Here is a 13176-nt window from a genome sequence, read left to right as displayed (position 1 = left end):
TGTCAGGCCACCGACGCGCGGGTTTCAAAGGATTGAAGCGACGGACGGGCAGGGGGGCCATAGGCGGTGATACCTTGGTCCGCAAGTTCGGGAAACAACGTCAGTATCTCTTGCCGGGTTGCATCCTCAAGACTGTTCCATGCCTGTATGCCCGGATGGAAGCTCTCACTCAGGCAGCCTTCGGCCCAGATCAGTTCGTGTTGGTCGAACATCAGGTGGTAATAGGTCACCAAGCCGCCAGCCCGCATCACGATATCGTGGCCGTTCACCAGTTGTTTGGCCGGCGCGAGAGCCTCGGCATGGCCAGTGTGCAGTTCGACCCGCCAATCGCTGACCAGCATTCTGTGTTGTTGCGACACGATAAGATCTCGGTCATTGCCAAGCGCGCCCTTTTTGATCAGGACCGGAGCAAACGCTCCCGATGCGCGAACCGTGCGCTGCCCGACCCAACGCAGGGTTTGCATCCCGTGATCCAGCGTTTGGACTTTATCGCCTGCGCGAAGATCTTGCACGGCAATTGGACCTTTGGCCGTTTCAATCAATGTCCCGGTTGTAAAACAGGTAACCAGATCCCACGTCTCACGATCCGCCGTGAGGCCGGAGAAAGAGTTACCTTGTACACTGTTAAAGGTGATGGATCGGATTGGTCCGGCTTCCAGTGCTGCCTGGTCAGTGTTGTCTGAAAACTCGGGCATCAAATACGTGTTACCGTTGATGTCCTGAGCCACGACTGCCGAAATGTTGGCCGTTGTTCCGTCGATATAGGTAATTGTCGCGTTGTAGATTGAGGTGCCGTCAAACGTCTGTGCGGGGCCGCCGTTAATCGAAAACTGCTCAGTCGGGGAGCCATCCATATCGTAGACACCGCCAGATACTTGGACGGGACTCCATGTGACGGCATCGTTCAGAAGGGCATCACCGGGCCCGCCGAAAGTCAGTCCGACAAGCGCAGAGGCATTTTCGGCAACATCGTTGCCTTCAGTTGTGTCAATATCCGGGAGAACGCCAAGTGAAATGGCAGTAAAGGTGGTAGGCACGGGAACCTCGTAACTCGTTTAACATCTTGTAGTAAGACCACTATTGAAAATTTGTAAAGGTTGTTATTCCAAACAATCTTTAGCTCTCCGGAAAGTGAAAGGGCCGCCCAACATGGACGGCCCACTCGAAATGCTTTGTGAGGGTGTCACCCAGCCAGCTGATTGTGCTTGCGAGAAACAAAATCCTTGGCAGTCTCCACGGCAACAGCAGCGTCACGGCAATAGGCGTCTGCACCGATGGCCTTGCCGAATTCCTCGTTCAGAGGGGCGCCGCCTACAAGAACGATGTAGTCTTCACGCAGGCCCTGTTCGACCAGCGTATCGATGACGACCTTCATGTAGGGCATCGTGGTGGTCAGCAGGGCGGACATGCCCAGAATGTCGGGCTGTTCGGTTTCCAGCGCTTCCAGATAATTCTCGACCGGGTTGTTGATGCCGATATCCACGACATCAAAACCGGCGCCTTCCATCATCATCGAAACAAGGTTCTTGCCGATGTCGTGGATGTCGCCCTTCACAGTACCGATGACCATCTTGCCAACGCGCGGCGCGCCGGTTTCGGCCAGCAACGGTTTCAGGATGGACATGCCACCCTTCATGGCGTTCGCGGCCAGCAGAACTTCTGGAACAAACAGGATGCCGTCGCGGAAGTCATGGCCCACGATTGTCATACCACCGACCAAGGCTTTGGTCAGGATGTCGTATGGTGTCCATCCGCGTTCCAGCAGGATGTTCACACCTTCTTCGATCTCTTCTTTCAGGCCGTCATAAAGATCGTCGAACATCTGTTCGACAAGTTCGTCGTCGTTCAGTTCGGACAGGACGATGTCTTCTTCATCGGACATGGGGCATTTCCCTGTGCTGGTCGGGCATTGCGCCCGTGGTGGCATTTTTTCCGTTTTGGCCATTTCGCCGCAGTTCGACTGTGACGATTGCGACCTTGGCGGTTCCGGGACCGACCTATACGGCAAAATCTTTGCTGTCTCGATGGAATTTTCTGCAACAACATCCTGCAATTTGTTCACAACCGGCGAAATTCGACGGACGGTGGCATGGCGCGCGGGCAAGGCAGAGCATGTGCTTTTGCTTGTCGTGCGAACAAACAGGGTATATCTGTTTAGGGGTAGGAACGTAACGGGAACAAACATGCCTGCACTCAACATACGGGCTCGTGGAGTGGCGACCAATGACACAGGCAGATTCGAACGGTTTGAAACTGTGCCCTGCGACGATGGGTGGGAGCTGGACGATGACCTTCCTCCGCTAAGGACCGAGGTCCGCGAAGAAGTCGCGCGCAGTGTGATTACCTATAACCGCTCGCCTGACCTGCCATTCGACCGTTCGATCAACCCGTATCGGGGTTGCGAACACGGCTGCGTGTATTGTTTTGCCCGTCCAACGCACGCCTACCTTGGGCTGTCTCCTGGGTTGGATTTCGAAACCCGGCTGATTGCCCGGCCAAATGCCGCGGATGTTCTTCGAAAAGAGTTGTCGTCGACGCGGTACAATGTGGCCACCATCGCGATGGGAACGAATACAGACCCGTACCAACCTGTTGAGAAAAGCCAATTGATTACAAGGTCATGCTTGTCGGTCCTGCAAGAGTTCCGGCATCCGGTGGCCATCGTGACCAAAGGGGCGATGATCGAGAGGGATCTGGATATCCTGGCCCCGATGGCACAACTTGGCCTTGTCCGGGTCGGTATCTCTTTGACCACTTTGGACCCCGACCTGTCGCGCCGGATGGAACCGCGTGCCCCGTCGCCCTTGCGTCGTTTGGCGACGATCCGGCGGTTGACTGAAGCGGGCGTGTCTGTGCGCGTCATGACATCGCCGTTGATTCCGGGGCTGACCGATCACGAACTGGAAAGCCTGCTTGAAGCGGGTCGGGACGCGGGCGCCGATTCAGCGAGCTGGATCATGCTGCGTCTTCCCCGAGAGGTCTCGTACCTCTGGCAAGCGTGGTTACAGGATCACGAGCCGGCTCGGGCCGAGAAAATCATGTCCAAGCTGAGGGAAATGCACGGCGGCCGCGATTACGATCCACGCTGGGGGCATCGCATGCGGGGCGAGGGGGAATATGCCGGGATCGTCGCCAAGCGATTCAAACTGGCCGTCAAACGCCTTGGGCTTGCAACGAAAACGCCGTCATTGAGATGTGATCTGTTTTCCAAACCTGCTCAGGCCGGCGACCAGTTGAGCCTGTTCTGAAAAAAACGCCCCGGACTGAAGACCGGGGCGCTTCCAATACGTAACCAGCAATCAGCGGTTTTCGATGTCCACGTAGTCGCGCTTGGTTTCGCCCAGATACAGCTGACGCGGACGGCCAATCTTGTTCTGAGGATCGGCGATCATTTCTTTCCACTGGCTGACCCAGCCGACTGTACGCGACAGAGCAAAGATCGGGGTGAACATGGATGTCGGGAAGCCCATCGCCTCGAGAATGATGCCCGAGTAGAAGTCCACGTTCGGGAACAGTTTCTTCTCGGCGAAATACGGATCTTCCAGCGCCTGTTTTTCCAGCGCCTTGGCGACCTGCAGTTTCGGGTTGTTTTCCACACCCAGCAGATCGAGAACTTCATCCGCCGACTGCTTCATCACTTTCGCGCGCGGGTCGAAGTTCTTGTAGACGCGGTGACCGAAGCCCATCAGTCGGAATGGGTCGTTCTTGTCCTTGGCGCGGGCGATGTACTCAGGTATACGATCGACGTCACCGATCTCTTCCAGCATTTCCAGACAGGCCTGGTTCGCACCACCATGGGCAGGACCCCAAAGGCAGGCAACACCGGCTGCGATACAGGCGAACGGGTTTGCGCCCGAGGACGAGGCGAGACGCACAGTCGAGGTCGAAGCGTTCTGTTCGTGGTCTGCGTGCAGCGTCAGAATACGGTCCATCGCGCGGCTGAGGATCGGGTTCACCTCATATTCTTCCGCCGGAACGGCAAAGCACATGCGCAGGAAGTTCGACGCGTAGTCCAGATCATTTCGCGGGTAAACGAAAGGCTGACCGATGTGGTACTTGTAAGCCCAGGCCGCAATGGTCGGCATCTTGGCGATCAGGCGGTGCGAGGCGACTTCGCGCTGATGCGGATCAGAAATGTCAGTCGAGTCGTGGTAAAAGGCCGACATCGCGCCAACTACGCCCACCATGATCGCCATCGGGTGCGCATCCCGGCGGAAACCGCGGTAGAAATACTGCATCTGCTCGTGCAGCATCGTGTGGCGAGTGATGGTGGTTTCGAACTGCTCAAGATCCTTGGCGACCGGCAGCTCTCCGTACAGCAGCAGATAGCAGACTTCCAGGAAGTGCGATTTGCTGGCCAGTTGATCAATCGGATAGCCGCGGTGCAGCAGCTCGCCTTTTTCGCCGTCGATATAGGTGATCGTGCTGTCACAGCTCGCAGTCGACGTGAAACCGGGGTCGTAGGTAAAGACGCCCGCGGTGCCATAAAGCTTGCGGATGTCGATGACGTCAGGCCCAGCGGTCGGAGAATGAACCGGCAACTCGTATGTTTCACCATGGACTGTCAGAGTGGCTGTTTTATTGCTGTCGGTCATAGTGTCCCTTCCTCATTCTTGCGCAAGTCGGATCGCTGTCCGACGCTGCGGGCAACGGCTGCGCGAAGGACGCGCAGTCCGGGTGTTAGCGGAGCAGCGTTACCCAAATATAAAGTTTGGGTTTAAGTCGCTGCGTCAGAAAGCCGTGCAAGGGTTTCTTCTTTTCCCAACACGAGCATCATATCAAAAACTGAAGGCGTCACTGCCCGACCTGCCAACACGGCCCGCAAGGGGCCTGCCAGTTTGCCGAACTTAACCCCTTTCGCTTCTGCAAACGAATTTAGGGCTTGCTCCAGTTCGTCTCGCGTCCAGCTAGCATTTTGCACGTGCGGCGTCAATTCTCTCAGTATACCATCGGATACTGAGGTCAGCGCTTTGGCGGCCTTTTCATCGGGTTCGATTGGCCGTGACGTCAAAACAAAGTGCGCTTTTTCAAGTAGTTCCGGGAACATGCGCGCCCTATCCTTGAGGCAATACATCGCACGTTCCAGATCACCGGATTGTGTTTCCGTGAGGTCAGGCAAATTGGCCGCTGCCAGATAGGCCTCAATCTCTTGCCGCAGTGCAGCATCATCCGCTACCGCGATGTGCTGTCCGCAAAGGTTTTCCAGCTTTTTCAGGTCAAACCGGGCAGGGCTTTTGCCGATTCCATCGAGGTCAAACCACTCTTTGGCCTGCGCGTCGGTAAAGTACTCATCGTCGCCGTGGCTCCAGCCCAGACGCGCAAGATAGTTGCGCATTCCGGCGGCGGGATAACCCATGGCTTGATATTCCTGAGCGCCCAAAGCGCCGTGGCGTTTGGACAGCTTCTTGCCATCAGGCCCGTGAATCAGCGGGATATGCGCCCATACGGGCACGTCCCAGCCCATGGCCTCATATATCATCATCTGGCGCGCGGCGTTGTTCAAATGGTCGTCGCCCCGGATCACGTGGGTTACACCCATGTCGTGGTCATCCACCACGACCGCCAGCATGTAGACCGGCGTTCCGTCCGAGCGCAGCAGGATCATGTCGTCCAGTTGGTCGTTGCGAATGGTCACGTCACCCTGAACCTGATCGCGAATTACCGTCGTGCCATCCTGCGGGGCCTTGATGCGGATCGCGAACGGCGCGTCCGGGTGCGTCGACGGGTCTGCATCCCGCCATGGGCTGCGGAACAGCGTCGATTTCCCTTCTGCGCGGGCCTGTTCACGGAACTCCGCGATTTCTTCCTGCGTGGAAAAGCACTTGTACGCTTTGCCCTCGGCCAGCAGTTGATGCGCAACCTCGGCATGGCGTTCCGCACCTTCGAATTGGCTGATCACGTCTCCGTCGTGATCCAGCCCCAGCCACTCCATGCCCTGCAGGATCGCAGCCGTCGCTTCGGGTGTGGAACGTTCGCGATCGGTGTCCTCAATCCGCAGCAGGAATTTTCCGCCGCGCCCGCGGGCGTACAGCCAGTTGAACAGCGCGGTGCGGGCCCCGCCGATATGCAGAAAACCGGTAGGCGATGGAGCGAAACGAGTGACGACCTGATCGGACATTGTATGGATTAACCTTTTGGTAACCGTGTCGGGCATAGATTGGCGCCTGTCTAACGAGCCCGAAGGACGGGGGCAACCATGCGTGTTCTGGCACGGGTCGAGACCTCATTGCTGAACCAGACAGGGTATTTGTTTCAGTGGTCTCCGGTGTGTCTGGCTGGCGGAATTGGACTGTATTTTAGCCTCCGGTTCGAACCGGATTGGGTGGTTTATGCAAGCCTCACGGCTGCGATTGCCATTTGCTTGGGGGTGGCACGCATATTGTCGTCTGGCTGGACTGCGTTGGCAACAGGGGGGGCGCTGATCGCTGCCGGGTTCATCCTGGCGGGTGTACGCGCCCATACGGTGGCAGAGCCGGTCCTGTCGTGGCGTTACTACGGCCCGGTCGAGGGGCGGGTCGTAGCCATGGATCGCTCTGCGTCGGACGCGTTGCGGGTAACGCTGGATCGGGTGCGTATAGGGGATGTGCCCGGTGATCAGCGGCCGCAGCGCGTCCGGCTTTCCTTGCACGGTGACGCGGTTCCACTTGCGCCGGGGCAAAGGATCATGACAACCGCGCATCTGTCTCCACCGCAAGGCCCGGTTGAGCCTGGCGGGTTCGATTTTCGACGACATGCCTGGTTTCAGCGCCTTGGCGCCGTTGGATACACGCGTGTTCCTGTGCTGACTGCGGCACCTTCACAGTCCGACGGCGTCCGTGTCACTGCATGGCGAATGGCGATTTCCGACCATGTCCGAACGATCCTGCCAGGTGAGATCGGCGGGTTTGCAGCCGCTGTTACGACCGGAGATCGCAGCGGAATAGGGCAAGACACCTTGAAGACGCTGCGCGCATCGAACCTGGCGCATTTGCTGGCGATTTCAGGCCTGCACATGGGATTGCTGACAGGCTTCGTCTATCTGATGTGCCGCGTGATGCTGTCTGCTGTCCCAATGCTGGCGCTCAGGTTGCCAGTGCGGAAACTGGCGGCTGTCTGCGCCTTTGTTGCGGCAGTCGTCTACTTATTGCTGTCGGGTGGAAACGTGGCCACCGAACGTGCTTTTGTCATGGCCAGCGTCATGCTGGGCGCCATATTGGTTGATCGGCGCGCCATCTCGTTGCGGGCTGTGGCGATTGCAGCGTTGATCGTTCTGATCCTGCGACCAGAATCCTTGCTGAGCCCGGGGTTTCAGATGTCTTTTGCCGCGACCACGGCACTTGTTGCGGTGTTCGGAGCGTTGCGGGATATCGGTCCGCTGCCTGGGCCGGGATGGTTGAAACCGGTTTTGGGGTTGTTGCTGTCCTCGGCCATTGCGGGCCTTGCAACAGCGCCGATCGGCGCGGCTCATTTCAATACGATGTCCCACTACGGGTTATTGGCCAACATGCTGTCGGTTCCGGTGATGGGCACGATCGTTGTGCCTTCGGCCGTTGTTGCGGCATTGTTGGCACCATTCGGGCTTGAAGCCTTGCCGCTGGTCATCATGGGATTTGGGCTGGAATGGATCCTCGCGGTATCCCAATGGGTTTCCGGGCTGGACGGGGCGCAGGGGTATGTCGTCAATCCGCCATTCTACGTCCTACCTCTTTTTGCGCTCGGCGGCCTGTGGATCGCGCTGTGGAGGGGGCACGCAAAATGGGTGGGTGGTTTCCCGGTGGTTGCAGCATTTTTGCTTTGGGGGCAGGGGCATCGTCCGGATGTTTTGATCGCCGACACCGGCGGGCTTGTCGGGGTCATGACCGAACAAGGGCGGGCACTGAGCAAGCAGAAGGGAAGCGGGTTTGTCGCAACCATATGGTTGGAAAACGACGGAGACGGTGTGGATCAGCAGCAGGCGGCCGCGCGGTGGCCGCAGGGTTCGGGCGGTGTTCAGCGTTATGATTGGCGCGGTAAAGAGGTGCTTCACATCACAGGTAAACGCGCGGCGAGTGGCTTCAATGAGTGTTCAGGGAACCAGATCATAGTCTCGGCCGTTGCGCTGCAGTTAGACGGCGGTTGCAAGGTATTCGATCCGGAAAGGTTGCTGGAAACCGGAAGCCTGTCCCTGTCGGACGGCAAGATCACAACCAGCAAAGAGGCGATTGGAAACAGGTTGTGGTCCCCGGACGCGTCCGGAGACCGCGATATCAAATGAGATCAATAGCTGCGGATCAATCCGACCAGTCGCCCCTGAACCTTGACCTTTTCCTCTGGCAGAACGCGGGTTTCGTACGCTGGGTTGGCGGCCTCAAGCGCGATGGCCTGACCCCGGCGGAAAAACCGCTTCAGAGTGGCTTCCTGATCCTCGACCAGCGCGACAACAATGTCGCCGTTATCGGCAACAGAGGTTTCGCGAATTACCACCACATCCCCATCGTTGATGCCCGCGTCGATCATCGAGTCTCCGCGCACTTCCAATGCATAGTGCTCGCCCTTTCCCGATACCATCGTACCGGGCACTGCAACACGGTGTGAGACGTGACTGATAGCTTCGATCGGTACACCGGCAGCGATGCGACCCATCACGGGCAGTTCCAGTGCATTCACAGTAACGGGTTCAAAATTCGCTGGGCGCTGTCCGTCCGGTTTGTCACCCTCAATCACGCGGGGCTTGAACGCTGCTGTCGGCTCTCCGCCCAGGCTTTCGGGGAGTTTGACGATTTCGATAGCGCGGGCACGATGTGCCAGGCGCCGGATAAACCCACGTTCTTCCAACGCGGTGATCAGCCGGTGGATACCGGATTTGGATCTGAGGTCCAATGCGGCCTTCATTTCATCGAAACTGGGCGGAACACCGTCCGCCTGAACGCGTTTGTGGATGAATTCCAACAAATCCAACTGTTTCTTGGTCAGCATTGCTCACACCTCGTCGGTCATGCGTTTTCTTTTGTTCTACGCATGTTCACGTTTTGTGTCAACGGAATTGAGCAACGCCTATATCGGCAGATACTGAACTTCTTCCCCGATGGAGCGGTCGGGATCATGCGGGGCGCGCACCAATAGCGCGTTCGCCTCAGCCAAAACGCTGAGCAGCGAACTGTCCTGATCGGGGCAGGCGCGGATGCCGGATTCGTCCCGCACCGCACGCATGTAATGCTCTCGCGGTCCGTTCTTGCCTAGCGGTTCAGTAAGACGCGCGCTTTGAAGCGGGGGTAGAACCTGTTCGATGCCCAGCATGCGCCGCACCATTGGCAACAGGAAGAGATAGCCGCAAACCATTGCACTGACAGGATTTCCCGGCAATCCAACCATCGCAGAACGACCCAACCGACCAGCCATCAGGGGCTTACCCGGTCGCATTCGGATCTTGTAGAACGACTGCTCCATCCCGAGGCCGGAGGAGACATCGGATACCAGATCATAATCGCCGACTGAGGCACCGCCGATGGTGACCACCAGATCAGCACCCTCCGCAAGTCCAAAGGCGGTCTCAAGCGACGAGACGGTATCGCGCGCGATGGGAAGAATGCGCACATGTGCACCGGCTTCTTCCAGCAACGCTTTCAGACCAAAGGTGTTGGAGGCGATGATCTGGTCGGGGCCAGGTGTTTCGCCGGGCATCACCAACTCGTCGCCCGTCGAAATCAACGCGACCACAGGCTTTCGCGCCACTGGTATTCTGGCCACGTTCATTGCCGCCATCAGCGCGATGTCTTCCGCGCGCAAGCGGCGGGGCGCGTGGATTTTTGTGCCAGTGCTGAAATCGACGCCGGCCGGGCGGATGTTGGTTTTCGGGCCGGGCAGGTCCGAGATTGTGATCAGATCGCCTCGCCGTTCAGTGTCTTCCTGTATGACAACGAAATCTGCCCCATCAGGAATGGGGGCGCCGGTAAAGATGCGAACAGCTTGCCCAGGGCCAACGCGGCCTTCGAAACGTTTGCCAGCGGCCGACTCGCCGATGACCTTGAACATCGCATGCAGTTCAACTTCGGTCGATTTCAGGGCGTACCCGTCCATCGAGGACGCGGCAAAAGGCGGCTGATCGCGTGTGGCGACTACGTCCTGTGCAAGTACACGCCCGGCGGCTTCTGACAGTTTTACGGTTTCGGCCGGCAGGGGCGAGACCAGATCAAACAGCAGCGCACGGGCCTCTTCGACAGTAATCATTTCGCCTCGTAACGTCCTGACTTTCCACCGTCTTTCAACAATACGCGAATACCGCCGATCTCCATTGCCTTATCGACGGCCTTGGTCATGTCATACACCGTCAAGGCGGCCGTCGACACGGCGGTCAGAGCCTCCATCTCGACCCCGGTCTGGCCGGACGTTTTGACGGTAGCCTGGACCTGAACGCCAGGAAGGTCCGGGTCCAGTGTCAGTTCGACGGATACCTTCGTGACCGGCAGCGGATGGCACAGCGGGATCAGGTCGGGTGTTTTCTTCGCCCCCATGATACCCGCGAGGCGCGCAACACCCAGAACGTCACCCTTTTTGGCGCGGCCTTCCGAGATCAGATCAAAGGTTTCCTGCGCCATTTTGATGTGGCCAGCCGCTACGGCGACGCGGTCGGTGACCTTTTTGTCGGAGACATCGACCATATGGGCCTGTCCCTGCGCATCAAAATGGGTCAGTGGCATCACATAACTCCGGGGATCAGAGGGCTTGCCAGCAGGTGGCGGGTTGCCGCTTCAACATCGTCCTGACGCATCAGGCTTTCGCCGATCAAAAAGCAGCGTGCGCCATAACGCGCGATATCCGCCAGGTCTTCGGGTGTGCTCAGTCCACTTTCGCAGACGATCGTCCGGCCCGCTGGGACCAGTTTCGACAAACTCCGTGTTGTATCAAGAGAGGTCTCGAACGTCTTGAGATTGCGGTTGTTTATCCCAATCAGAGAGCTTTTCAGTTTCGAGGCGCGTTCCAGCTCTTCCGCATCGTGGACCTCGATCAAAACGTCCATGCCCCATTCGAAAGCCGTCTGTTCCAGTTCAGCCGCCTGAGCGTCATCAACCGATGCCATGATAATCAAGATGCAGTCCGCGCCCAACGCCCGTGCCTCAACGACCTGATAGGGGTCGTACATGAAGTCTTTGCGCAATGCGGGCAGTGAAGTGGCCGCGCGGGCTGCGGTCAGGTACTCTTTTGCGCCCTGAAAGCTGGGCGTGTCGGTCAGCACCGACAAACATGCTGCTCCGCCTTCTTCATAGGCTTTGGCCAAAGCAGGTGGATCGAAGTCCGGGCGGATCAAACCTTTGGACGGGCTTGCTTTCTTGACCTCGGCAATCAAGCCATAACCCCGACGCGCCGCTGTCCGAAGCGCATCGGCGAACCCACGGACCTCTGGGGCATTGCGAGCTTCGTTTTCCAGTGTTTCCAGCGATTTCTGCGCTTTATCTGCCGCAACTTCTTCGAGTTTATAGGCTTTGATCTTGTCCAGAACCGTCTCGGTCATGCGGCCTCCTGCGTAATTCGGGCCAGTGCCGCGATTTTGTCTTTAGCTTTCCCGCTGTCGATACTTTCAGACGCCTTGGCGACGCCGTCTTTCAAGTCATCGGCAGCGTCCGCAACCACCAGGGCTGCGGCAGAGTTCAACAATACTGCGTCCCGGTATGCCGATGGTGCACCGTCCAGCAAGGCGCGGAAGGCAACAGCGTTTTCCTCTGGCGTACCGCCGATGATGTCCTCGAACGGATGCACGGGCAGCCCGGCGTCTTCGGGGTGCAGTTCAACTTCTTTGACAACGCCGTCTTCCAGCGAAGCAACCCAGCTGATCCCGGTGATTGTAAGCTCGTCAGTTCCGTCTGACCCGTGGACCAACCAGGCGTGTTCCGCACCCAGCAAGCCCAAAGTTTCGGCCATCGGGCGGATCAGGTCGCGGCTGAACGCGCCGGTCAACTGCCGCCGAACACCTGCAGGGTTGGTCAGCGGGCCCAGGATATTGAAAATCGTGCGCGTCCCAAGCTCTTGCCGGCTAGGCATGACATGCGCAATTGCGGGATGGTGCATGGGCGCCATCATGAAACCGATTCCGACCTCTTGTAAAGCCTTTTCAACGGTTTGCGGGCCGACCATTACGTTGATTCCCAGCTGACCCAAGGCATCCGCCGCACCAGATTTCGAGCTGAGGTTACGGTTGCCATGTTTCGCAACGGTGACACCAGCACCGGCTACGACAAACGCTGTTGCCGTCGAGATGTTCAAAGTACCTTTGCCATCGCCGCCTGTGCCGACGATATCCATAGCGCCCGCGGGGGCTTGGACTGCATTGCACTTTGCGCGCATCACGGCTGCAGCGGCGGCGTATTCGTCAACCGTTTCTCCGCGCGTGCGCATCGCCATCAACAGCCCGCCGATCTGGCTGGGCGTGGCTTCACCGTCGAACAGGATACCAAAGGCCTGTTCGGCCTCGGCACGGGTCAGGGGCCGGTCGGCTGCGGCTCCGATCAGTGGTTTCAGAGCGTCGCTCATGCAGGAACTTTCATCTCGGACAGGAAATTCTTGAGCAGGGCGTGGCCATGCTCGGAGGCGATGGATTCCGGATGGAATTGGACGCCGTGAATGGGCAGCTCTTTGTGCTGCAGGCCCATGATTGTCCCGTCATCCAGTTTCGCCGTGATTTCAAGGCAATCGGGCAGGGTGTTCGGGTCAACCACCAGCGAATGATAGCGGGTCGCCTCAAATGGCGACGGCAGTCCGGCAAAAACGCCTTTTCCGGCGTGGTGCATTGTACCCATCTTGCCATGCACGATCTCATGGCAGCGAATGACATCTCCACCAAATGCCTGACCGATGGTCTGATGCCCCAGACAGACGCCCATAAGCGGCGTCTTCGTCTCAGCCGCAGCTTCGGTCAAAGCCAGGCAAATCCCCGCCTGATCCGGGTCACACGGACCGGGGCTCAGCAAGATCCCCGCCGGGTTCATGGCCATGGCTTCCTGGACATCCAAGGCATCATTCCGCCGAATGACCATTTCGGCGCCAAGTTCGCCTAAATAATGTACCAGGTTGTAGGTAAACGAGTCGTAGTTGTCGATCAGCAGCAGCATTTGGGCACTTGTCTCGGCTTGGGCATTTCGGACTGGCGATACAGCCCCTGGCCACGGTATAATGTCGGGACATACATGCTCAGGCTTGTGGGGCAGCGTCAAGGGGACATCCTGT

General features: G+C 58.2%; 12 protein-coding genes. 2 read left to right on the top strand and 10 right to left on the bottom strand.

Annotated features, from left to right (window positions below; genetic code table 11):
• Positions 1-2 precede the first annotated feature (2 nt).
• Positions 3-1037 (bottom strand): Hint domain-containing protein, encoded by a 1035-nt coding sequence (locus tag ACR0J0_RS00460; protein WP_480660396.1) that lies wholly within the window; start codon positions 1035-1037, stop codon positions 3-5.
• Between the two features lie 146 nt (positions 1038-1183).
• A complete protein-coding gene (locus tag ACR0J0_RS00455) occupies positions 1184-1882 on the bottom strand; it encodes a corrinoid protein (protein WP_480660394.1) in 699 nt (232 codons plus the stop codon).
• A 301-nt stretch (positions 1883-2183) separates the two neighbouring features.
• Between ACR0J0_RS00455 and ACR0J0_RS00450 the strand changes: the two genes are divergently transcribed.
• Complete coding sequence (locus ACR0J0_RS00450) at positions 2184-3248, top strand: PA0069 family radical SAM protein (protein ID WP_480660392.1); 1065 nt, start codon at positions 2184-2186, stop codon at positions 3246-3248.
• Positions 3249-3299: 51 nt separating this feature from the next.
• On the opposite strand, the gene gltA is transcribed toward ACR0J0_RS00450, so the two are convergent.
• Positions 3300-4595: a citrate synthase gene (gene gltA / locus ACR0J0_RS00445; protein WP_480660390.1), complete on the bottom strand. Its 1296-nt coding sequence runs from the start codon at positions 4593-4595 to the stop codon at positions 3300-3302.
• A gap of 122 nt (positions 4596-4717) precedes the next feature.
• Positions 4718-6118 (bottom strand): glutamate--tRNA ligase, encoded by a 1401-nt coding sequence (gltX, locus tag ACR0J0_RS00440; protein WP_480661199.1) that lies wholly within the window; start codon positions 6116-6118, stop codon positions 4718-4720.
• 78 nt (positions 6119-6196) lie between these two features.
• Here gltX and ACR0J0_RS00435 point away from each other — a divergent pair, with 78 nt between their 5' ends.
• Positions 6197-8233: a ComEC/Rec2 family competence protein gene (locus ACR0J0_RS00435; RefSeq protein WP_480660388.1), complete on the top strand. Its 2037-nt coding sequence runs from the start codon at positions 6197-6199 to the stop codon at positions 8231-8233.
• A 2-nt stretch (positions 8234-8235) separates the two neighbouring features.
• On the opposite strand, the gene lexA is transcribed toward ACR0J0_RS00435, so the two are convergent.
• The 6 genes from lexA to ACR0J0_RS00405 form a co-directional block, all read right to left on the bottom strand.
• On the bottom strand, positions 8236-8934 hold the full coding sequence (lexA, locus tag ACR0J0_RS00430) for a transcriptional repressor LexA (RefSeq protein ID WP_480660386.1): 699 nt from the start codon (positions 8932-8934) through the stop codon (positions 8236-8238).
• Positions 8935-9012: 78 nt separating this feature from the next.
• Positions 9013-10185 carry a molybdopterin molybdotransferase MoeA gene (locus ACR0J0_RS00425; RefSeq protein ID WP_480660384.1) on the bottom strand — a complete coding sequence of 391 codons (1173 nt, stop codon included), beginning with the start codon at positions 10183-10185 and terminating at the stop codon, positions 9013-9015.
• Positions 10182-10655 carry a cyclic pyranopterin monophosphate synthase MoaC gene (gene moaC / locus ACR0J0_RS00420; protein WP_480660382.1) on the bottom strand — a complete coding sequence of 158 codons (474 nt, stop codon included), beginning with the start codon at positions 10653-10655 and terminating at the stop codon, positions 10182-10184. The genes ACR0J0_RS00425 and moaC overlap by 4 nt, the downstream gene beginning before the upstream one ends.
• Positions 10655-11467 carry an indole-3-glycerol phosphate synthase TrpC gene (trpC, locus tag ACR0J0_RS00415; RefSeq protein ID WP_480660380.1) on the bottom strand — a complete coding sequence of 271 codons (813 nt, stop codon included), beginning with the start codon at positions 11465-11467 and terminating at the stop codon, positions 10655-10657. Before trpC ends, moaC begins: the two co-directional genes overlap by 1 nt.
• A complete protein-coding gene (gene trpD / locus ACR0J0_RS00410; protein WP_480660378.1) occupies positions 11464-12483 on the bottom strand; it encodes an anthranilate phosphoribosyltransferase in 1020 nt (339 codons plus the stop codon). Before trpD ends, trpC begins: the two co-directional genes overlap by 4 nt.
• Positions 12480-13061, bottom strand: coding sequence for an anthranilate synthase component II (locus ACR0J0_RS00405; RefSeq protein WP_480660376.1), 582 nt, complete (start codon positions 13059-13061; stop codon positions 12480-12482). Before ACR0J0_RS00405 ends, trpD begins: the two co-directional genes overlap by 4 nt.
• Positions 13062-13176: the final 115 nt, after the last annotated feature.

This window comes from Ruegeria sp. BF12, assembly GCF_056538705.1.
Note: the sequence above shows the minus strand (reverse complement) of the source record. Positions and strands in the feature narration are given on the sequence as shown.

Excerpts from the sequence above, each read along its gene's own strand:
- ACR0J0_RS00455 (WP_480660394.1), bottom strand. The coding sequence starts at position 1,882 with ATGTCCGATGAAGAAGACATCGTCCTGTCCGAACTGAACGACGACGAA.
- ACR0J0_RS00450 (WP_480660392.1), top strand. The coding sequence starts at position 2,184 with ATGCCTGCACTCAACATACGGGCTCGTGGAGTGGCGACCAATGACACA.
- gltA (WP_480660390.1), bottom strand. The coding sequence starts at position 4,595 with ATGACCGACAGCAATAAAACAGCCACTCTGACAGTCCATGGTGAAACA.
- gltX (WP_480661199.1), bottom strand. The coding sequence starts at position 6,118 with ATGTCCGATCAGGTCGTCACTCGTTTCGCTCCATCGCCTACCGGTTTT.
- ACR0J0_RS00435 (WP_480660388.1), top strand. The coding sequence starts at position 6,197 with ATGCGTGTTCTGGCACGGGTCGAGACCTCATTGCTGAACCAGACAGGG.
- lexA (WP_480660386.1), bottom strand. The coding sequence starts at position 8,934 with ATGCTGACCAAGAAACAGTTGGATTTGTTGGAATTCATCCACAAACGC.
- ACR0J0_RS00425 (WP_480660384.1), bottom strand. The coding sequence starts at position 10,185 with ATGATTACTGTCGAAGAGGCCCGTGCGCTGCTGTTTGATCTGGTCTCG.
- moaC (WP_480660382.1), bottom strand. The coding sequence starts at position 10,655 with ATGCCACTGACCCATTTTGATGCGCAGGGACAGGCCCATATGGTCGAT.
- trpC (WP_480660380.1), bottom strand. The coding sequence starts at position 11,467 with ATGACCGAGACGGTTCTGGACAAGATCAAAGCCTATAAACTCGAAGAA.
- trpD (WP_480660378.1), bottom strand. The coding sequence starts at position 12,483 with ATGAGCGACGCTCTGAAACCACTGATCGGAGCCGCAGCCGACCGGCCC.
- ACR0J0_RS00405 (WP_480660376.1), bottom strand. The coding sequence starts at position 13,061 with ATGCTGCTGCTGATCGACAACTACGACTCGTTTACCTACAACCTGGTA.